The sequence below is a fragment of the Streptomyces sulfonofaciens genome (genome assembly GCF_014656295.1).
Taxonomy (GTDB): domain Bacteria; phylum Actinomycetota; class Actinomycetes; order Streptomycetales; family Streptomycetaceae; genus Streptomyces; species Streptomyces sulfonofaciens.
Genome location: NZ_BNCD01000001.1, coordinates 534,894 through 555,392 on the forward strand (window position 1 = coordinate 534,894; position 20,499 = coordinate 555,392).

Below are 20,499 nucleotides of genomic sequence, written 5' to 3' on the forward strand. Positions count from 1 at the left end.
GATCAGGGTCACGTCCGGGCTCAGTGCTTGCTGTTGATGACCGCCTGCATCACGTTCTTCGCGATCGGTGCGGCCAGACCACCACCCGAGATGTCGTCCCGGTTGGCAGCGCCGTCCTCGACCACGACCGCGACGGCGACGGGCGAGCCCGAGTCCGTCTTGGCGTACGAGATGAACCAGGCGTACGGCGTGCCCTCGTTGTTGATGCCGTGCTGCGCGGTACCGGTCTTGCCGCCGACCGTGACGCCCGGGATCTTGGCGGTGTAGCCGGTGCCCGAGTTGATGACGGTCTGCATCATCGACTGGAGCTTCTGGGCGTTCTCCGGCGAGAGCGGCTGGCTGAGCTTCTTCGGCGTGTGCTTCTCGATGGTGTCCAGGTTGGGCGCCTGGAGCTCGTCCACCATGTACGGCTCCATGAGGGTGCCGTCATTGGCGACCGCAGAGGCGACCATGGCCATCTGGAGCGGGGTGGCCGCGGTGTCGTACTGGCCGATCGCGGACAGCGCCGTCTGCGACGGGTTCATGTTCTTGTCGAAGTTGGACGCGTTCGAGCGCACCGGGGTGAACTGCTCGGAGTTGAATCCGAAGGACTCCGCCGTCTTGAGCATCTTGTCCTCGCCGAGATCGGAGCCGATCTTGCCGAAGACGGTGTTGCAGGACACTTCGAGTGCCTGGCGCAGGCTCGCGTCCTTGCAGGGGAGCGGGCCCTCGTTCGGCAGCACCGTGGTGGTGCCGGGCATCGTCCACGGCAGCGGCGACTTGGTCTTGGCGTCGATGTCCTCGTACAGGCCGTTCTGGAGGGCGGCGGCGGCCGTGACGACCTTGAAGGTGGAGCCCGGCGGGTAGGTCTGGCGCAGTGCGCGGTTGAGCAGCGGCTCGTCCGGGTCCTGCTTCTTCTGGAGCTTCACCCAGGCCTTCTCGTCCTTGGTGGAGTTCCCCGCGAAGGTGGACGGGTCGTACGAGGGCGTGGAGGCCAGTGCCAGGATCGCGCCGGTGGACGGGTCGAGCGCGGCCACCGCGCCCTTCCTCTTGCCGAGCCCCGTGAAGGCGGCCTTCTGCGCGTCGGGGTTGAGGGTGGTCACGACGCGGCCGCCCTCCTCCTTCTTGCCGGTGATCATGTCCAGCGTGCGGTTGAAGAAGAGCCGGTCGTCGTTGCCGGTGAGGATGCCGTCGTCCAGGTTCTCCAACTGCGTGGCGCCGAAGGCCTGCGAGGCGTACCCGGTGACCGGTGCCCACATCGGCCCGTTCTTGTAGGTGCGCTTGTACGCGAAGTCGCTGCCGGGGGTCGTCACCGAGCCGGTGACGTCCTTTCCGCCGACGATGATGTTGCCGCGCGGGTGGGCGTACCGCTCGATGGAGACGCGGCGGTTCATGTCGTTCGACTGGAGGGACGACGCCTGCACGTACTGGATCCAGTTGTCGCGGGCGAGGAGGGCGAGGACGAGGAGCGCGCAGAAGATCGCGATCCGGCGCAGGGGCTTGTTCACGGTCGGACCACCTGGGTCATCTCGGCGTCGGGGTTGGTGGCGGGGGTCGGGGCGGGCCGGCGGGCCGTGTCGCTGATGCGGATCAGGATGCCGATCAGGGCCCAGTTGGCGATCACGGAGGAACCGCCGTAGGCGACGAAGGGCATCGTCATGCCGCTGAGCGGGATGAGTCCCATCACACCGCCGCCGACCACGAACACCTGGATCGCGAAGGCGCTGGACAGGCCCACCGCGAGCAGTTTGCCGAACGGGTCGCGGGCGGCGAGGGCGGTGCGGATGCCGCGCTCCACGATCAGCCCGTAGATCAGCAGGACCGCCATCACCCCGGCGAGGCCCAGTTCCTCGCCGAAGGTGGCGAAGATGAAGTCCGAGTTGGCCGCGAAGCCGATCAGGTCCGAGTTGCCCTGGCCGAGGCCCGTGCCGAGCACACCGCCCGAGCCGAACGCCATCAGGGACTGCGCGACCTGGTCGCTGCCGGTCTGTGCGATCACCTTGTCCGAGAACGGGTGCAGCCAGGCCGCCACACGCGACTGCACGTGCGGCTCGAACGAGGCCACGCCGACCGCGCCGACCGCCGACATCAGCAGACCGAAGACGATCCAACTGGTCCGCTCGGTGGCGACGTACAGCACGACGACGAACATTCCGAAGAACAGCAGCGAGGTGCCGAGGTCGGTCTCGAAGACGAGGATGAGCAGGCTCATCGCCCACACGGTGATGATCGGCCCGAGGTCGCGGCCGCGCGGCAGGTACAGGCCCATGAAGCGGCGGCTGGCCAGCGCCAGCGCGTCCCGCTTCACCATGAGGTAGCCGGAGAAGAAGATCGCGATGATGATCTTCGCGAACTCACCGGGCTGGATGGTGAAGCCGCCGATGCTGATCCAGATCTTGGCGCCGTTGACCGCCGGGAAGAACACCGGCGCGACCAGCAGGACCAGCGCCACGACCATGGAGATGTACGTGTAGCGCTGCAGGATGCGGTGGTCCTTGAGGACGATCAGGATGACCGCGAAGAACGCGATGCCCAGCGCGGAGTACATCAGTTGCTTGGGCGCGTCCGGGCTGAAGGCGCCGAAGAGGTCCTCGGCGCGCTGCTGGAGCCTCGGCGACTGGTCGAGCCGCCAGATGACCACCAGGCCGAGGCCGTTCATCAGGGTCGCAAGCGGCAGCAGCAGCGGGTCCGCGTAGGGCGCGAACTTGCGCACCACGAGGTGGCCGACGCCGGCCAGCAGCCCGAGGCCCAGGCCGTAGCTGAGCAGGCCCGGTGGGACGGAGTCGTTGATGGCGAGGCCCACGTTGGCGTAGGCGAAGACCGGGATGACGACCGCGAACACCAGCAGCGCGAGCTCGGTGTTGCGCCGGCTCGGCGTGCCGATCGACCCGATGGTCGAGGTATGGGCGGTATGCGTCGTATGCGTACTGCTCATGGTGTGACAGGGCCCCTCACGGCTTACTGCTTACCGCACAGCGCGACCAGCTTCTGCTCTTCCTCGGAGAGGCTGGGCCCGGGTGTGGGTGTCGGTGCGGTCTTGGTCTTGTCGTCGGAGCTGTTGGCCGTTTCCTGCCCGCCCTGGGTCTGGTCGGTGCCGGCCGCACTGTCCTTGTCGGTGGTCTGCTGGCCGGACGTGCCGGCCTCGGTGCTGTCGGTGAGCGGCTTCTTGGCGCCGCTGTCGGGGCCGCCGGGGGCCTTGCCGCCGGGCTTGGCGTTGCTCTCGGAGGAGCGGCGCTCGGCGTCCTTGCGGCACGCGGAGGCCTGCACCGCAAGCTCGTCGATCTTGCTGCTGGCCCTGGAGCGGTCGTCCTCCGCGATGGTCGCCTGGACCTGCTCGCGCTGGTACGGCGGCAGGTACTTGAGCTCGATCTCGGGGTGGTCCGTCTCGACCTTGGACAGGCTCACCCAGGCGAGGTCCTGGCTGATGCCGCGGTACAGGGCCACGTGCTCGCCCTTGGCGCCCACGTAGTACTGGGTCTGCGTCCAGCGGTAGCCGCCGTACAGGCCGCCGCCGACCACGGCGAGCGCCAGCACGAGGTACGCCGACCTCTTGAGCCAGGGGTGGCGGCCGCGGCCCTTGACGAAGTCCTCGTCGCCGTACGGGCCGAAGCCGTCCTCGGGGGCGTAGCCGGCCGCCGCGCCGCTGCCGGGCGGGCCGAACCGGCCGCCCGCGCCGCCCTGTCCGGGCACCGACCTGCCGAGGCCGGAGGCCCGTCCCGCGGGCGTCTCCATGGCGCCGCCGTCGTGCAGTTGGTGCTGGTTCTCGGCGACCGCGCCGACCACGACCGGGGTGTCGGAGAGCCGTTCCGCCAGGGTGTCGCCGCTGTCGATGTCCAGGACGTCCGCGACGATGACCGTGACGTTGTCCGGGCCGCCGCCGCGCAGGGCGAGCTGGATGAGCTCCTGGACGGTCTCCTGGGGGCCCTGGTAGCTGGCGAGGGCGTCCTCCATCGTCTGGTGGGAGACGACGCCGGACAGCCCGTCGGAGCAGATCAGGTAGCGGTCGCCGGCGCGCACCTCGCGGATCGACAGGTCGGGCTCGACGTGCTCGCTGCTGCCGAGGGCGCGCATCAGCAGCGAACGCTGCGGGTGGGTGGTGGCCTCCTCCTCGGTGATGCGGCCCTCGTCGACGAGCCGCTGCACCCAGGTGTGGTCCTGTGTGATCTGGCTGAGCGCACCGTCGCGCAGCAGGTACGCGCGCGAGTCGCCGACGTGCACGAGGCCGAGCCGCTGGCCGGTCCACAGCAGCGCGGTCAGGGTGGTCCCCATGCCTTCCAGTTGCGGGTCCTCCTCGACCATCACCCGTAGCTGGTCGTTGGCGCGCTGCACGGCGGTGCCCAGGGAGGTGAGGATGTCCGAGCCGGGGACGTCGTCGTCGAGCGCGACCAGGGTGGAGATCACCTCGGACGACGCGACCTCGCCCGCCGCCTGCCCGCCCATGCCGTCGGCGATGGCGAGCAGCCGGGGCCCCGCGTAACCGGAGTCCTCGTTGCCCTCACGGATCATGCCCTTGTGCGATCCGGCGGCGAAGCGCAGTGACAGACTCATGCGCACCTCGCCCGTCGGCTCCGACTGCAGCCGGTCGTGTCGAGCCACACTGCCCACCCTCCGGTCGGGAGCGTGCTGGCGTCCGTGGTGGGGACAGCGTCGGCTCGCTCGCTCCGCTCGCTCATTGTCGTACTACTTCCGCAGCTCGATGACGGTCTTGCCGATGCGGATCGGTGCGCCCAGCGGGATCGGCGTCGGGGTCGTCAGCCGGGTCCTGTCGAGATAGGTGCCGTTGGTGGACCCGAGGTCCTCCACGATCCACTGGCCGTCACGGTCCGGGTAGATCCTGGCATGCTTGCTCGACGCGTAGTCGTCGTCCAGCACGATCGTGGAGTCGTGGGCACGACCCAGTGTGATCGTCTGGCCCTGGAGCGCGACGGTGGTGCCGGCCAGCGTGCCCTCGGCGACGACCAGCCTGGTGGGGGCGCCGCGGCGCTGCCGTCCCGCGGCCCCGCCGCGCTGCTGAGGGGGAGCCTCACGGGTGGGCCTCGCGGCCGGCGGGCGACCGCCATCGCGGCGCGCCCCGCGCTGGGTGACGCGCGTACCGAACAGGTCGCTGCGGATGACCTGGACGGCCACGATCACGAACAGCCACAGAACGGCCAGGAAACCCAGCCGCATGACCGTCAGGGTCAGCTCTGACATTGCCCCCGCTTCACCCTTCGGCTTGCCGGTAAATGATGGTGGTGCTGCCCACGACGATCCGCGAGCCGTCGCGGAGCGTAGCGCGGGTGGTGTGCTGCCCGTCCACCACGATGCCGTTGGTGGACCCGAGATCCTGGATCGTCGAGGGCGTGCCGGTCCTGATCTCGCAGTGCCGGCGGGAGACACCGGGATCGTCGATCCGTACGTCGGCGTCGGTGCTGCGGCCCAGCACCATCGTCGGGCGGGCGATCTGGTGGCGTGTGCCGTTGATCTCGATCCAGTGGCGGACCTGGCCGCCCATCGTGCCGGGGTGGGAGCCCGAGGGGCCCTGGCGCATGCCGGGCGGCGGCGCGGCGGGCATGGGGGGAGCGCCGACGGGCTGCGGGGGATAGCCGTAGCCGCCGCCTCCCCGGCCGGGGGCGCCCTGGGGCGGGTAGCCGCCCGCGGGGCCCGGCGGGGCGTTGCCGGGCGTCTGCGAGCTGCTGGACGCCAGCGTGCGGCTGCGCACCCGGTACAGGCCGGTGTCGAGATCGTCGGCCTTCTCCAGATGGACCTTGATGGGGCCCATGAAGGTGTAGCGCTGCTGCTTCGCGTAGTCGCGGACCATGCCGGCGAGCTCGTCGCCGAGTTGGCCCGCGTAGGGGCTCAGGCGCTCGTAGTCGGGCGCGCTCAGCTCGACGATGAAGTCGTTGGGGACGACGGTGCGCTCGCGGTTCCAGATCGTCGCGTTGTTGTCGCACTCGCGCTGGAGGGCGCCGGCGATCTCGACGGGCTGCACCTCGGACTTGAAGACCTTGGCGAAGGTGCCGTTGACCAGACCTTCGAGGCGCTGCTCGAACTTCTTCAGGACTCCCACGGGGCACCTCCTCCTTCTCTTCCCAGCACGGCTCGGTGGCCGCGGCGTTCGTCGTGTTCGCTCTGCTCGTCGTGCTCTTGCCGGTACTGCTTACTGATCGTATCCACGCGCCGGTAAATCGGCTGGTTCCCCCTGTCTGCCCGGCCGACGGGTGTCGACTCTCACAGGACATGCCCCCGCCGGACTCCCGGGATCCCTCCCGGGCCCTTGCGGGCCCCCTTTCAGGGCGGCGGCCCGTGCGCCTTGCGGCACCGGCCCGGCCCTTCGGGGGTGGCCGTTCCGGCCTCCTCCCAGGAGGACCGTTCGGCCTCCTTCCAGAAGGATCGTAAAGGGGGCCGGAATCCAGTGTCCCGCACCCGCGGCGCACTCCGGACCATGCGCGCCCGTGGTGCGGCGACTGGTGCGGGGTTGATGCGGGGTTGATACGGAGTGGGGGGTGGGGAGCATCACGGGGGCCGCCGTGCGGTGCGTGCGGCGGCTCCGGCGGGGGTGCCGGTCCCGTTCGGCCGGGCGGCCGTCCGCGGCTGCTGCGCGGTCGACCGCGGGCCGGACGCGGGTCGACCGCGCAGCAGCCGCGGGTCAACGGCGGGTCAACCGTGCGAAGCGGTGTATCACTGGTCCTAACGGTGTGGATCGGGTTTTTCCCTATGTTCGGACCGGATATTCAGGTCAGTGGTTACGGATGTGCGGACCGGTGGTTCCGGATATCGGTCCCGGTGGTTCCGGATGCGCGGACCGGTGGTTCTGGATCTCGGGTCCGGTGGTTGCGGGGTGTGCGGACCGGCGGTCCCGGTCGGTGGCCCGGGGCGTGTCGCGGCGGCGGGGAAGCGGGGCCCGGTCCGGCCCTCGCGGTGTCGAGTGGGTCGGTCGAGCCGGGTCGGTCGAGCGGGGGCCGGCGGGGGGCCGGGCGGGGTCAACAGGGTGGCTCCCGCGGTGGGACGGCGTACGGGCGGAGGCGGGTGGGCCGGTGGAAACGGATGTGAAGCCACCCTTGTCACCGTGCTAACCTTCTGGGTGTCGGGAGGCGATCTCACCAGCAGGCGAGGGAGCCGAAGACAGCACCTATGCGCGGGTGGCGGAATAGGCAGACGCGCTGGATTCAGGTTCCAGTGCCCGCAAGGGCGTGGGGGTTCAACTCCCCCCTCGCGCACAGCGAAGCGGTCCTCACGGTTCTTACCGTGGGGGCCGCTTTCTTTTCTTGTGTCCTGCTGCGCTTCGTCCGAGGAGCTCTGCACGAGGAGCTTTGCCCGAGGCGCTCGTCTGCTGTGTTCGGTCTGGCGTGCTTGGCCTGGCGTGCTTGGTCTTTATTGCCTCGTCCTCTGTGCTTCGGCTTCTGTGCTTGGTCTCTGTGCTCGGGTCTCGTGCTTGGTCTGGCGTGCTTCGTGCGATGCGCGTGGGGGCTGAGTGTGTGTGAGAAGGGTCTCAAAATGTGTGCGGACTGTGGAGGCCCTCGCGCGGGCTCCGTAATCGCCTGAAAAGCCCGTTCTGCTCCTGCTTCTGACGTGTCCCGCCCCGGACGTGCCGGAGCCCGGTCGGGCAACCCCTGGAGTGGGGTTGCCCGACCGGGCTGCCGGGTCTCCGCCGGACGCGGCGGAGAAGCGTGCGGTGCCTTCGCGGGGTCACCGCCGCGAACGGCCGGAAAAGGTCACGAACCGGTGGCCGCAAGGCGCTCGGCGAGTGCCTTGGCCTTGGAGGCGGCGTCCTCCAGGGCCTTGCTGCGGGACGCCTCCGCCAGCGGAACCAGGTCCTTCATGGCCGGCACGGAGTGCGCCAGCGTGAGCTCGGTGACGATGAAGTCCACCTCGGCGCCGAACATGTCGGTGAGGGCGGCCTCCAGGTACCGCTGCACGTACTCGAAGGACTCGCGCGGCGTGCCGGCCGAGTAGCCGCCGCCGCGGCTGGCCACGACCGTGATCGGCTTGCCCTTGATGGACGAGTTCTCACCGGCGGTGCGGCCGACCAGGATCACGTTGTCCAGCCACGCCTTGAGGGTGGAGGGGATCGTGAAGTTGTACATCGGAGCGCCGATCAGCACCGCGTCGGCCTGCTCCAGCTCCTCGATCAGCTTGACGCGCCCGGCGAAGGCCGCGGCCTGCTCGGGGGTGTGCGTGGCGGGGTCCGCGAAGCCCGCGGACGCACCGTGCACGTCGAGGTGCGGTACGGGGTCGGTGGCGAGGTCGCGGTAGATCACCGTGCCCTCGGGGTGCTGTTCCTCCCATGCCTTGCGGAATGCGTCGGTGACGACGCGGGACGCGGACGCGGAACCCGGGAAGAGGGAAGAGTCCAGGTGCAGCAGGGTGGCCATGTCGTTCTCCCAAAACGGGTGTGCCCGGACGGCCGGTGGTCGGGCCGGTCGCAGAGGGCGGTTGTTGAGTACTGGACTATTATTAGCACAGCCGCTTACTTTTTCTCACCTACTTGTTCCGACGCAGTACTCTTGTGGCATGGCGGCAGACCGGATCCACGACGAGGCGGCCTGTACGAAGGTCGACGACGATATGACGCGTGTCTTCACGCTGCTCGGAAAGCGCTGGTCAGGCCTGGTCGTCGCCGTGCTGATGCGGCAGCCCGCGCACTTCGCCGATCTCCGTCGGGCCATTCCTGGCATCAGCGAGCGGATGCTCTCCGACCGGTTGGCCGAGCTGGTGGGCGTCGGCCTGGTCGTCCGGCAGGTGGCGGAAGGGCCGCCGTTGCGGGTGTCCTACCGGCTGTCCGAGGCCGGCTCCGCCCTTGGTCCCGCGCTCGGCGAACTGCGCCGGTGGGCCGAGCGGTATCTGCCCGAGGACGGGCAGTGTCCGGAGGAGTTCCGGAAGTAGGGGGCAGGGGCGGGCCACGCCGGGGCGGGACTCGGGGCTCGGTGGGCCGGGGTTTCGGGGTTTCGGGGTTTCGGCCGGGGTTCTGGGTCCGGGCTCGGTGATTCGGGGCTCGGACTCGGGGCTCGGTGGGGCAGGGCTTCTGGTCGCGGTCCCGGGAGGTGGGGCCACGGGTTGTCCACAGGCCCGCACGGGGTACGGCGTGTGGGGGTACCGTCATGCCCAGTTGGTGTCCGGAAGGCCCGGTTGCGACGACGTCCAGCGCGTCCGTACGGCCGAAGCGGCCGCCGGGTGCGCAGGCGGCGAGACGGGGGTGGTCGGCATGACCGGGAGCGGTGCGGCGCTGCCGCGGGGTGGCGAGGAGGCTCCTGCCCGGAGCGCGCGCCCAGAGGCGTGGATCTCTGAGAGACCGGCGGCGGCGGATCGCCGTCTGCCGCACGTGAGGGGCTTCGCCGAGCGCTCCCCCAAGGGTTCCCCCAAGCGGGCCGGGCGCGCCCTGCGCGACCGGGTGCCGCGTGCGGCGCACGCCGAGCTGCCGGCGGACGGCACCCGTCCGGACGCGGTGACGGCCGTCCAGCAGTCGAACGAAGGCCGCCTCGCCGACCTGGTCCCCATCCGGGTCGGCAGGATGATCGCAACCCCGTTCGCCTTCCTGCGCGGCTCCGCCGGGCTCATGGCCCATGACCTCGCGCGCACCCCCATGACCGGCATCGGCGCCCAGATCTGCGGCGACGCCCACGCCGCCAACTTCGGCCTGTACGCGGACGCCCTGGGCGGCCTGGTCATCGACCTGAACGACTTCGACGAGACCGCCCACGGCCCCTGGGAGTGGGACGTCAAGCGCCTCGCCGCCTCGCTGGTCCTCGCCGGCCGGGAGGCCGGCGCCGCCGAGGACGTCTGCCGCGAGGCGGCGTTCGACGCGGTCGGCGCCTACCGGCGCACCATGCGCCTGCTGGCCAAGCTCCCCGCCCTCGACGCCTGGAACGCCATCGCGGACGAGGAACTCGTCTCGCACACGGACGCCCACGACCTGCTCGGCACGCTGGAGCGGGTGGCGGAGAAGGCCAAGAAGAACACGAGCGGCCGGTTCGCGGCCAAGTCCACCGAGTCGGTCGAGGGCGGCGGCCGCCGGTTCGTCGACGCCCCGCCGGTGCTGCGCCGCGTCCCCGACGCGGAGGCGGCCGCGGTCGCCTCCGCGCTGGGCGACTGGGCCGACACCCTCCCGGAGGACCTCCTCCCACTGATCGGCCGCCATGCGATTCACGACGTCGCCTTCCGGGTGGTCGGCACCGGAAGCGTCGGCACCCGCTCCTACGTGGTGCTGCTCCTCGACCACCGGGGCGAGCCGCTGGTGCTCCAGGTGAAGGAGGCCCGCCCCTCCGTGCTGCTGCCGCATCTGTCCACGGCAGGGTTTCCGGTGCCCAAGGTGACCCACGAGGGCCGGAGGGTGGTGCTCGGCCAGCAGCGGATGCAGATCGTCAGCGACATCATGCTGGGCTGGACCCAGGTGGAGGGCAGGCCGTTCCAGGTCCGGCAGTTCCGCAACCGCAAGGGCAGCGTCGACCCCGCCGCCCTCGCCGCGGACCAGCTCGACGACTACGGCCGGATGACCGGCGCCCTGCTGGCCCGCGCCCACGCCCACAGTGCCGATCCGCTGCTGATCGCGGGCTACTGCGGCAAGAACGACTCGCTCGACACGGCCATGGCCGATTTCGCCGTCAGCTACGCCGACCGCACGGAGGCCGACCATGCCGCCCTGGTGAGCGCGGTACGCGCGGGCCGAGTGGCGGCCGAGACGGAGGTGTGACCGACCCGGCGCCACGGGGCCGCTGCCTGGGCGTCCGCTGCCGTGGACGTCCGCTGTCACGGAAACCCGGCGCCATGGAGCCCGGCGGCGCCCGGCCATGGCGGTCGGGTTGCTGGGATCTGGCTATGGCGGTCGGGTTGCTGGGGTCGGAGCGCGGGGGCCGGGCTGTGGGGCGCCGGGCTGTGGCGGTCGGGTTGCTGGGTCTGGCTACGGCCGCCGGGGTGCCCGGAGCGCGAGGGCCGGGCTAAGGAGCGGCCGGAGCGCGGGGGCCGGCTGATGCGGGCCTGGGGCGCGGGAGCCGGGGACGGGTGTGGGCCTGGGGTGCGGGTCCTTGCGCCGCGCGGGCCGCGGTGGCCCACCCTCTACTCTGGACGGGTGACGAGCCCGGAAGCCGAACCTCCCCAGTCCGACAGCCCTGCCGCGGTGCCGCGCGGGGACGCCGAGCCCGGAGCGCGGCCCGCAGCGGCGTCCGGCGACCCCTCGTCCCGGCAGGCCCCGGGGCCACAGGGACAGGCGGCACACACAGGCGGCGAGACCGGCGGTGACGCGGTCGGCGTCGGCGAGGCCGGCGGTGACGCGGCCGGGGGGCACCCAGCCGCGGGAGGGGGAGCCGGAGCAGACGGGGCCCGAGGTGACGGGGCCCGAGGTGACGCGGACGCCGTGGAGCAGGCCCCGGAGGGCAGCCGGGCGTCGACCGGTTCCGGGTCCGGGTCCGCATCCGCGTCCGGGCGCCCGCGGCCCGAGGAGCGGCTGGAGCGTGCCGTGCGCACGGCGGAGCAGGCGCTGATCGAGTACGAGATCGCGGTGGAGACGTTCCGCATCGAGGTGGAGAACTTCTCCCGGCTGCACCACCAGAAACTCGGCCCCATGTACACCCGTCTCGACGAGCTCGACGCCCAGATCGCCGAGGCCAAGGCGGCCAGGACCGGTGACCCGGAGGACATCCGCGCCGCGCACGACGCCCGCGCCCGGGTGATGCCGATGCCGAACGTGGAAGAGCTGTTCCACGACTGGCTGGACTCCGACGGCCTCTCGCCCGAGGCCACCGCCATGCTCACCGAGCAGCCCGTCCGAGCGCCGGAACGGGTGCGCCCCAGCGACGAGGCCCGCAAGCTCTACCGCGAGCTGGCCCGCAAGGCCCATCCCGACCTGGCCCAGGACGAGAAGGAACGCGCGCGCCGGGACGAGTTCATCGCCCGTGTCAACGCCGCCTACGGCCGCGGCGACGAAACGCTGCTGCGCGAGCTGGCCGAGGAATGGGCGGCGGGACCCGCGCCGCAGGAGCGCCGGCCCAGCAGGAGCGAGGAGCTGTACGCCCGCCTGGAGTGGCTGACGCACCGCAAGGAACTGCTCACCATGGTGGCCCGCGATCTGGAGGAGAGCGCCATCGGGGCGATGCTCCGGATGGCCCCGGACGATCCGGACCGCCTCCTGGACGAGATCGCGGAACAACTGCTGGCCCAGGTCGCCGAACGCGAGGCGGAACTGGTGGCCCTGACGGCCTGAGCCGCCTGCCCAGCCCGGTCCTGCCTTGCCCGGTCCTGCCCTGCCTGGTCCTGCCCTGCCTGGTCCGGCCCTGCCTGGTCCGGCCCGGCCCTGCCCGGTCCTGCCCTGCCTGGTCCGCTTCGCGTCCCGGCGCTATGAGGCGTCCTGGGCCGGAAGGCCTGGCCTGGCCCTTTCCATTCCGCCCCGGCCTGCCCAGTTGAACCGCGGGCGGTCCTGCCCTGCCCGGTTCGGTCCGCCTCGGTGGCGGCGGGGCGCCGGGGTGGGCGCGCGCCCGAAAGTCCCTTCGGCGGGATGATCGGATGACTGCTCGGTTCGGGTAGCGTCACATCATGGATTTCGGTTCTGGTGTGCCTACGGTCAGGGTCGGCGAGCTCGCTGACGGGGATTTCCTGCTGGACGTCCGGGAGGACGACGAATGGGAGGCGGGCCACGCCGAGCGTGCGCTGCACATCCCGATGAGCGAGTTCGTGGCCCGGTACGGCGAGCTCACCGAGGCGGCCCCGCAGGACGCCAAGGTGCACGTCATCTGCCGGTCCGGCGGCCGCTCGGCGCAGGTGACGATGTACCTCACCCAGCAGGGCGTCGACGCGGTGAACGTCGACGGCGGCATGGTGTCCTGGGAGGCGTCCGGTCGTCCGGTGGTGGACGACAAGGGACAGCCGGGGACAGTGATCTGACCCGGCACTGGCGCGCGGCCCGCTGGGCCCGCGCTGCCCGCTGGGCCCGCTGAGGGCGCTCAGGCTGAGCCCGGTCTACCGGCACCGTGCCTGGGACCACGGTGCCGGTGCCGCGTGTGACCGATGAGCCGGCCCCTGCCCTCCTCCGGGCGGCTCCGAGCCGGACCCACGGCCCGGGATTCGGGACCGGCCGCAACCGCGGGGGCAGTTTCGCCACCCGAGACGCCTGGAGGCGCCCGAGACGTCTGGAGGCGCCCGAGACGCCTCGCTGCGCCCGCGGGCCAGGGGCCCCGCGCCCTCCGGGGCCGGGTGCGACCCGCCCGCGACCCGGCCTCCACCGCTCGCGACCGGCTACCACCGTCCGCGTCCGGGGGCGGCCGGGCGCCGGGCGTCCTCAGCGGTCGAAGTCCAGTTCCACCCGCTCCGTGGCCGGACGGGACTGGCAGGCCAGCACGTAACCGGCCTCCGTCTCCTCCGGCTCCAGCGCGAAGTTGCGGTCCATACGCACGTCGCCCGCCACCAGATAGGCGCGGCAGGTGCCGCAGACCCCGCCCTTGCAGGCGTACGGGGCGTCCGGACGATTGCGCAGCACCGCCTCCAGCAGGGACTCGCCCTCCCGTACGGGCCAGGAGCCGGAGCGGCCGTCGAGCCGTGCGGTCACCGTGCTCCGCACCGGCGCGGAGCTGTGCGCCGAGTACGGTGACCCGGCCGTTGCCGCCGTGGCCGCGGCGGACGGTGCCGTCGCGATGACGAACGGTGCCGTTGCGGTGGTGGACGGTGCCGTTGCGGCGGCGGCCGTCCGGTCGTCGTCCACGTGGAAGATCTCCTCGTGGATACGGGACCGCCGCACACCCAGCCCGCGCAGTGCCCGCTCCGCGCCCTGGACCAGGCCGAACGGCCCGCACAGGAACCATCCCGCCACCTCGTCCACCGGCAGCAGCGCGGGCAGCAGCCGGGCCAGGCGCTCACGGTCGAGCCGCCCGGACGGCAGGCCCGTCTGCTGATCCTCGCGCGAGAGCACCGTCACCAACTGGAAACGCTCAGGGAAGCGGTCCTTCAGATCCGCGACCTCCTCCAGGAACATCGTCGACGCCGCGGTGCGGTCACTGCGGACCAGGCAGAACCGTGCGCCCGGGGCGCGCTCGAGCAGGGTGGTGACGATCGACAGCACCGGTGTGATGCCGCTGCCGCCCACCACCGCCGCGTAGAGACCGGGCGCCGGATCCAGCGTGAAACGTCCGGAGGGGGTCATGACCTCCAACTCGTCCCCGGCGGCGATCTCCTTGTGGGCGTACGTCGAGAAGGCACCGCCCGCCACCAGGCGTACGCCGACCCGCAGCGTGCGCGGTCCCTCGCCGCCGGGCACCGGGGCCGGGGAGCAGATCGAGTAGGTGCGGCGTATCTCCGTGCCGTCCTCGGTGCGGCGCAGGGCGAGGTGCTGGCCGGGGGCGTGGTGGTACTCCTCGCGCAGGCCGGGCGGTACGGCGAAGGTGAGGGCCACGGAGTCCTCGGTGAGCCGGTCGACCGCTGCCACGCGCAGCCGGTGGAAGCGGGCCATCACAACTCCTTGAAGTGGTCGAACGGCTCCCGGCAGGCCAGACAGCGCCGCAGCGCCTTGCAGGCCGTCGACGAGAACCGGCTCAGCAGCTCGGTGTCCGCGGAACCGCAGTGCGGGCACCGCACGGCCTTGGGCACCGCGGCCGTGCCGTGGGGCCCGCAGGGGTGCCCGGGCCGGCGACCCGGGGCGGAAGCGCCGCCCGCCGACGAGCCCCCGCCCGCCGACGAGCCCCCGCCCGCCGACGAGCCGGGGCGCGTACGGGTCGGACCGAGGGACACCGGGACCGGTCCCGCGGCATGCCGGGTGCGGGGCGGGGCTATCCCCGACTCCCGCAGTTTGCGCAGGCCCTCCTGCGAGATGTCGTCGGTCGTCCAGGGCGGTGACAGCACGCGGCGGACGCTCACCTGCGGGATGCCGTGGGCGTGGAGCACGCGCTCGATGTCCGTCGCCATGGTCTCGACCGCCGGGCAGCCGGTGTACGTGGGCGTCAGCACGACCTCGACCCGGTCGGGACCGAGGACCTGAACGCTGCGCAGGACGCCCAGCTCCTCCAGGCTGAGCACCGGCAGCTCAGGGTCCGGGACGGCGCCGGCCAGCCTGTGCAGCTCCGCTTCCAGCGCTGTCGCGGCGCCGTCCGGCCGTGCCGGAACGCCCGTCCGCCCACCTGCCTCCGCCGTCCGCCCACCTGTCTTCGCCGTCCGCCCCCCGGTCTCCGCCTGCTGCCCCCCGGTCTCCGTCGTCCGCCCGTCTGCCGTCGGTGCTCCCTCCTGAGGGGTGCCGTCGGCGTGGGCGTGCCGGATGCCCTCCGTGTGGCTGCGGCTCACCACGACGCTCCCGGGTGGCTGCGGTGCAGGTGCTGCATCTCCGCGAGCATCCGCCCGAACGCCTCGGTGTGCACCCCCTGCCGACCCGCTCCCGCGCTCCACGCTCCCCGGCGCGGGCCGTCGGGCACGGAGAGGGTGGCCTCCTCCAGGACGGCCGTGACGGACGACAGCCAGTCGGCCTCCAGGGCGGCCCAGTCCACCACGAGGCCGCCGTCCCCGAGGCCGCCGTCCCCGACACCGCCGGGCCGGCTGCCCGGCCGCACGTCCTCCGCCGGGCCCTGCGCGCCCCCCAGCGGTTGGAAGAGCTCGCCGGTGAACCGCCACAGGCTCTCGCAGCCCCGCTGCATCCGCCGGTGGCTCTCGTCGGTGCCGTCGCCGAGGCGGAGGGTCCACTGCCGGGCATGGTCCTGGTGGTAGGCGACCTCCTTCACCGCCTTGGCGGCCAGCGCGGCGAGCGGCCCGGAACCGTCGCCCGCGGCGGCGAGCCGTGCGTAGAGCAGGTGCTGGTAGGTGGAGAAGTAGAGCTGCCGGGCGATGGTGTGGGCGAAGTCGCCGTTCGGCTGCTCCACGAGCTGGCAGTTGCGGAAGGCGCGCTCTTCGCGGAGGTAGGCCAGCTCGTCCTCGTCGCCGACGAGGGAGAGCAGGACGCGGGCCTGGCCCAGGAGGTCGAGGGCGATGTTCGCGAGGGCGACCTCCTCCTCGAGTACGGGGGCGTGCCCGGCCCACTCCCCCAACCGGTGCGAGAGCACCAGGGCGTCGTCACCGAGGGCCAGGACGGGTGCGGTCTCCGCGGTGGCGGTCACAGGTGCCTCACCCCTTCCGGGATCTCGTAGAAGGTCGGGTGGCGGTACGGCTTGTCCGCGGAGGGCTCGAAGAACGGGTCCTTCTCGTCGGGGGAGGAGGCGGTGACGGCGGCGGAGGGGACGACCCAGATGGAGACGCCCTCACCGCGCCGGGTGTAGAGGTCGCGCGCATTGCGCAGGGCCAGCTCCGCGTCGGGAGCGTGCAGGCTGCCCGCGTGGGTGTGGGACAGGCCGCGGCGCGCGCGTACGAAGACCTCCCACAGCGGCCACTCCCCGGCGGTCCGGCCGCTGCCCGCTTCCGCGCCTGGGCCCGCGCCCGCGCCTGGGCCCGGGGCCGCCGCGCCCGCGGCTTCCTGGTGCCCTTGCTCCGGTGTTCCGGTCATGCCGCCGCCTCGCCTTCCGTGCGGACACCGCTGTGCTTGCGGGCGTGAGCCGCGGCGGCCTCCCGCACCCAGGAGCCTTCCTCGTGCGCCCGGCGGCGCTGGGTGATGCGCTGGTCGTTGCAGGGGCCCTGGCCGGCGAGGACCTGGCGGAACTCGGCCCAGTCGATGGGCCCGAAGTCGTAGTGTCCTCGCTCCTCGTTCCAGGTCAGCTCCGGGTCAGGAAGGGTGAGGCCGAGGGATTCGGCCTGCGGTACGCAGATGTCCACGAAGCGCTGGCGTAGCTCGTCGTTCGAGTGGCGCTTGATCTTCCAGGCCATGGACTGCGCGGAGTGCGCCGACTCGTCGTCGGGCGGGCCGAACATCATCAGCGAGGGCCACCACCAGCGGTTCACCGCGTCCTGGGCCATGGCGTGCTGGGCCTCGGTACCGCGGCTGAGGGCGAGCAGCAGCTCGTATCCCTGGCGCTGGTGGAAGGACTCCTCCTTGCAGATCCTGATCATCGCGCGGGCGTACGGGCCGTAGGAGCAGCGGCACAGCGGGACCTGGTTGGTGATGGCGGCGCCGTCCACCAGCCAGCCGATGGCGCCCACGTCGGCCCAGGTCAACGTCGGGTAGTTGAAGATCGACGAGTACTTCTGGCGGCCGGAGTGGAGCTTGTCGAGCAGCTCGTCGCGACCGGTGCCCAGGGTTTCGGCGGCCGAGTAGAGGTAGAGGCCGTGCCCTGCCTCGTCCTGGACCTTGGCCATCAGGATCGCCTTGCGCCGCAGGGAGGGGGCGCGGGTGATCCAGTTGGCCTCGGGCTGCATGCCGATGATCTCGGAGTGCGCGTGCTGGGCCATCTGGCGCACCAGCGTCCTGCGGTAGGCGTCGGGCATCCAGTCGCGCGGCTCGATGCGCTCGTCCGCCGCGACGGCCGCGTCGAAGACGGCCTCCAGCGCGGCCGTGTCCGGTGCGCCGGAGCCGGGCCGCGGGGCCTGGTCCTGCCCCGCCCCGGATGTCCGCTGCACAGATGCTGTGCTCATGCCGATCCCCTCGACTCCCGACTCCTACCACGGCTGCCCGCACATGCGGCTGCCCGTCCACCGCCGACCCGACAGGACCGGACCCGACCGGCGCCCGGCGCGGTCTGCCGTCGGCTTTCGGCGCGGCAGGCGCGATGGGCTCGCGGCCCGGGGCGCACCGGCGCGCGATCCGGTTCCGATGTCCCGACCGATCGTTCGGTCAGCCACCCCCATGGTGAGTCGCGATTCCATAACGTGTCAACCCTGTGGATAACCTCAAGGCGCCCTGCGCCGAGGGGCCGAGGTGAGTACCGTGCTCGTGCGATCGCGGCCGCGCGGCCGTGTGCGAAGGCGCGTGCACCGGCAGGGGCCGCGGCCGCGGCGGGCGCGCACGTCCCCTGGTACCCGGCCGGGGGACGGCCATGGCGCAACCGACCGGAACGGGAAGCGGGAACGGGACGGAATGGACTCGTACGACGAGCGAACGAACTCACGGCCCGGTGCACGGCGGCCCGCCGTGCCCGGGGCCGCCGAGGCATCCCCCGGCCCGAGAGAGCAGTCCGCGGATCACGGCCCGGGCGGGGGCCCGGACGACGCAACACCCCCGAGGGACGAGGCGCTGCCGTCGGCGGACGGCGTGGGAACGCACGGGAACGGCGTGGGAACGCACGGACACGGCGTGGGGGCGTATGGGGACGGCGCAAGGACGCGGGGGGACGACGCGGGCCCGGGCCCGGAGCCGGATTCGGGGTCGGCGGCGGTGCCTCCGGCAGAGGGCGTGCAGCCCGGCATTACGGCGCCCGGTGCAAGCACGGCGCGCGCCACCCCCTCAGCGCGCCCCCTGGAAGCGACCCGCACGACCCGCGCGGCGGACCAGGCGCACGGCGGCGAAGGGCACGAGGTCGAGGACCCGGCTCCCCCCGTCGGCCGCCACGCTTCCCCCGTCGGCCACGAGGCCCCCGTCGGCCATGCGCCCCCCGCGGGCCCGTCCGCACCCGGCACCGGCATCAACGGACTCTCCTTCCGCTACCAGGTGGTCTCCGCCGTGGCCCTGGCCGCCATCGGGATCGTCGTCTGCGTGCACCTGCTGCTCGTCTTCCTGCACGTGGCCCCGGCGAACACCATGACCAAGCAGCACGGTCAGGTGGTGAACGACTGGGTCCTGCCGGAGTTCGAACAGAACTGGAAACTGTTCGCGCCCAACCCGCTCCAGCAGAACATAGCCGTGGAGGCGCGCGCCCAGGTGCGCACCGCCTCCGGGGACATGCGGACCACCGGGTGGTACAACTTCTCCGCGCTCGACGGCGCGGCCATCGACGGCAACCCGCTGCCCAGCCACACCCAGCAGAACGAACTCCGCAGGGCCTGGGACTTCTTCGTGTCCTCGCACGACAACCGGAACCGCCCCATCGGAACCCGCGGCAAGCTCTCCGAGGGCTACCTGCGCCGCATCATGGCGCTGCGGCTCAGCCGCGTCGGCGTGGGCGGAAAGGGCGCGAAGGACACGGTCGTGAGCGTCCAGGTCCGCTCCATGACGACGAACGTGCAGCCTCCCGTGTGGAGCGGTGAGGGCCGAACGAGCACCAAGCCCTTCTACCGCACCCTCTCCTGGTGGCCGGTCAGCGCCGGCGACCTGCCGTCGGACGCCGCAGCGGCCGCCGGCCCCCAGGACGCCGAGACGGAGGCGAACCCCCGGTGACCAGCATCGAAGTGTGGCTCGCGCGCGGGATCAACCGCATCACCGCCGCGCCCCTGGGCGTCTACCAGTCCGCCGTGATCCGCATCGGCTTCTCGGCCACCTGGCTGCTGTTCCTGCTGCGGGAGTTCCCGCACCGCCAGGAGCTGTACGGGCCCGACGCCCCGTGGAGCTGGTCCATGGCGCGTGAACTGATCGACGGCAACGGCGCCTTCACCGCCCTCATATGGACCGACGGCCAGGTCTGGTTCGAGGTCGTCTACGCCCTGGCCGTGGTCTCCGCCGCCCTGCTGCTGCTGGGCTGGCACACCCGCGCCGTGTCGGTGCTCTTCATGGTGGGCGTGCTCTCCCTGGAGAACCGCAGCATCTTCGTGAGCGACGGCGGCGACAACGTCATCCATCTGATGTCGATCTACCTGGTGTTCACCCGCTGCGGAGCCGTCTGGTCCCTGGACGCCCGCCGCAGGCGGCGCAGCGCGCGGGCACGCGCGCGTGGGGCACGGCTTCGTGCGGACGCGGTCGGTCCCGTGCTGTGGGCGCTGCTCGGCCTGGTGCTGGCGGTGGTGTCGGGACGGGGCTTTCTCAGCACGGGCTGGATGCTGGTCTTCTGGGGTCTGTGGGCGGTGCACGGCCTGTGGTGGATCGCGGACCGGCGGGCGGCCCGCGAGACGGCCACCGTCGCTCCTACCGCTCTCACCGGTTCTGCCGCTCCTGCCGCTCCCGCCGCTGCCCTGGGCGGCTCGCCGTCCGCCGGCGGCCCGGCCCGCGACCAACTGCGGCTGCTGCTCGACGTCATCGCCAATCTGGCGCACAACGCGGGGCTGCTCGTGATCATGGCCGAGGCATGCCTGATCTACGCCACGGCGGGCTGGTACAAGATCCAGGGCAGCCGCTGGGAGGACGGCACCGCCGTCTACTACCCCCTGCACCTCGACTACTTCTCACCCTGGCCCGCCCTGTCCGACCAGCTCTCCGCCCATGGGCTCGTCGTCATGGTCATCACCTACGGGACGGTCATGGTCCAGGTGGCCTTCCCCTTCACCCTCTTCAACCGGAGGGTCAAGAACGTGCTTCTGGTGGCCATGATCATTGAGCACACCGTCATCGCCGTCACGCTCGGTCTGCCGTTCTTCTCACTGGCGATGATCGCCGCGGACTCGGTGTTCCTGCCGACGTCGTTCCTGCGGTCGCTGGGGAGCTGGGCGACGCGCGCGTCGGGCCGGCTGTCCCCCCGTACCCGGCGCCCGGCGGCGGGCCTTCCGCGGGCGGACGGCGCAGGTGGGGACGGCGGACCCGGCGAGCCGCCTCCGGGTGCACCGCTGAGCCCGGCCGGCGCCCGCGGCCGACACGTCTGAGCCCGCCCCGCCGCCCCGCCGCCCCGTCGCCCGTTCCCGCGACCCCCG

The 20,499-nt window shown here is 72.1% G+C and carries 17 protein-coding genes and 1 tRNA gene; 7 read left to right on the plus strand and 11 right to left on the minus strand.

Going from position 1 to position 20,499, the window contains the following annotated elements:
• Window positions 1–20 precede the first annotated feature (20 nt).
• The 5 genes from IE313_RS02120 to IE313_RS02140 form a co-directional block, all read right to left on the minus strand.
• Window positions 21–1,487 (minus strand): peptidoglycan D,D-transpeptidase FtsI family protein, encoded by a 1,467-nt coding sequence (locus IE313_RS02120; protein WP_189929097.1) that lies wholly within the window; start codon window positions 1,485–1,487, stop codon window positions 21–23.
• Window positions 1,484–2,914 carry an FtsW/RodA/SpoVE family cell cycle protein gene (locus tag IE313_RS02125; RefSeq protein WP_189929098.1) on the minus strand — a complete coding sequence of 477 codons (1,431 nt, stop codon included), beginning with the start codon at window positions 2,912–2,914 and terminating at the stop codon, window positions 1,484–1,486. The genes IE313_RS02120 and IE313_RS02125 overlap by 4 nt, the downstream gene beginning before the upstream one ends.
• Before the next feature lie 23 nt (window positions 2,915–2,937).
• Entirely contained in the window at window positions 2,938–4,527 is a 1,590-nt protein-coding gene (locus tag IE313_RS02130) for a Stp1/IreP family PP2C-type Ser/Thr phosphatase (RefSeq protein WP_189929099.1), read from the minus strand.
• Between the two features lie 132 nt (window positions 4,528–4,659).
• On the minus strand, window positions 4,660–5,172 hold the full coding sequence (locus IE313_RS02135; protein WP_189929100.1) for an FHA domain-containing protein FhaB/FipA: 513 nt from the start codon (window positions 5,170–5,172) through the stop codon (window positions 4,660–4,662).
• A 10-nt stretch (window positions 5,173–5,182) separates the two neighbouring features.
• Window positions 5,183–6,028, minus strand: a complete 846-nt coding sequence (locus tag IE313_RS02140; protein ID WP_189929101.1) for an FHA domain-containing protein — start codon at window positions 6,026–6,028, stop codon at window positions 5,183–5,185.
• A 1,066-nt stretch (window positions 6,029–7,094) separates the two neighbouring features.
• On the opposite strand from IE313_RS02140, the gene IE313_RS02145 reads away from it, so the two are divergent.
• A tRNA-Leu gene (locus IE313_RS02145) sits at window positions 7,095–7,178 on the plus strand.
• A gap of 495 nt (window positions 7,179–7,673) precedes the next feature.
• Here the strand turns inward: IE313_RS02145 and IE313_RS02150 are convergent.
• Window positions 7,674–8,333, minus strand: coding sequence for an FMN-dependent NADH-azoreductase (locus IE313_RS02150; RefSeq protein ID WP_189929102.1), 660 nt, complete (start codon window positions 8,331–8,333; stop codon window positions 7,674–7,676).
• 139 nt (window positions 8,334–8,472) lie between these two features.
• On the opposite strand from IE313_RS02150, the gene IE313_RS02155 reads away from it, so the two are divergent.
• The 4 genes from IE313_RS02155 (at window position 8,473) to IE313_RS02170 (ending at window position 12,831) form a co-directional block, all read left to right on the plus strand.
• A complete protein-coding gene (locus tag IE313_RS02155) occupies window positions 8,473–8,844 on the plus strand; it encodes a winged helix-turn-helix transcriptional regulator (protein ID WP_189929103.1) in 372 nt (123 codons plus the stop codon).
• A 319-nt stretch (window positions 8,845–9,163) separates the two neighbouring features.
• Window positions 9,164–10,648, plus strand: coding sequence for a DUF2252 domain-containing protein (locus IE313_RS02160; protein ID WP_189929104.1), 1,485 nt, complete (start codon window positions 9,164–9,166; stop codon window positions 10,646–10,648).
• A 660-nt stretch (window positions 10,649–11,308) separates the two neighbouring features.
• On the plus strand, window positions 11,309–12,154 hold the full coding sequence (locus tag IE313_RS02165; RefSeq protein ID WP_189929105.1) for a J domain-containing protein: 846 nt from the start codon (window positions 11,309–11,311) through the stop codon (window positions 12,152–12,154).
• 347 nt (window positions 12,155–12,501) lie between these two features.
• Complete coding sequence (locus IE313_RS02170) at window positions 12,502–12,831, plus strand: rhodanese-like domain-containing protein (RefSeq protein ID WP_189929288.1); 330 nt, start codon at window positions 12,502–12,504, stop codon at window positions 12,829–12,831.
• Window positions 12,832–13,225: 394 nt separating this feature from the next.
• Here IE313_RS02170 and IE313_RS02175 read toward each other — a convergent pair whose 3' ends face one another.
• The 5 genes from IE313_RS02175 to paaA form a co-directional block, all read right to left on the minus strand.
• Window positions 13,226–14,389, minus strand: a complete 1,164-nt coding sequence (locus IE313_RS02175) for a 2Fe-2S iron-sulfur cluster-binding protein (protein ID WP_189929106.1) — start codon at window positions 14,387–14,389, stop codon at window positions 13,226–13,228.
• Window positions 14,389–15,006 carry a PaaD-like zinc ribbon domain-containing protein gene (locus IE313_RS02180; RefSeq protein ID WP_189929289.1) on the minus strand — a complete coding sequence of 206 codons (618 nt, stop codon included), beginning with the start codon at window positions 15,004–15,006 and terminating at the stop codon, window positions 14,389–14,391. Before IE313_RS02180 ends, IE313_RS02175 begins: the two co-directional genes overlap by 1 nt.
• A gap of 203 nt (window positions 15,007–15,209) precedes the next feature.
• Complete coding sequence (paaC, locus tag IE313_RS02185; protein ID WP_189929107.1) at window positions 15,210–16,016, minus strand: 1,2-phenylacetyl-CoA epoxidase subunit PaaC; 807 nt, start codon at window positions 16,014–16,016, stop codon at window positions 15,210–15,212.
• On the minus strand, window positions 16,013–16,399 hold the full coding sequence (gene paaB / locus IE313_RS02190; protein WP_373316893.1) for a 1,2-phenylacetyl-CoA epoxidase subunit PaaB: 387 nt from the start codon (window positions 16,397–16,399) through the stop codon (window positions 16,013–16,015). The genes paaC and paaB overlap by 4 nt, the downstream gene beginning before the upstream one ends.
• Complete coding sequence (gene paaA, locus IE313_RS02195) at window positions 16,396–17,421, minus strand: 1,2-phenylacetyl-CoA epoxidase subunit PaaA (protein ID WP_189929108.1); 1,026 nt, start codon at window positions 17,419–17,421, stop codon at window positions 16,396–16,398. The genes paaB and paaA overlap by 4 nt, the downstream gene beginning before the upstream one ends.
• Before the next feature lie 757 nt (window positions 17,422–18,178).
• Between paaA and IE313_RS02200 the strand changes: the two genes are divergently transcribed.
• Both IE313_RS02200 and IE313_RS02205 read left to right on the plus strand, forming a co-directional pair.
• Window positions 18,179–19,099, plus strand: a complete 921-nt coding sequence (locus IE313_RS02200) for a DUF5819 family protein (protein WP_189929109.1) — start codon at window positions 18,179–18,181, stop codon at window positions 19,097–19,099.
• Entirely contained in the window at window positions 19,096–20,451 is a 1,356-nt protein-coding gene (locus IE313_RS02205; RefSeq protein ID WP_189929110.1) for an HTTM domain-containing protein, read from the plus strand. The genes IE313_RS02200 and IE313_RS02205 overlap by 4 nt, the downstream gene beginning before the upstream one ends.
• Window positions 20,452–20,499 lie beyond the last annotated feature (48 nt).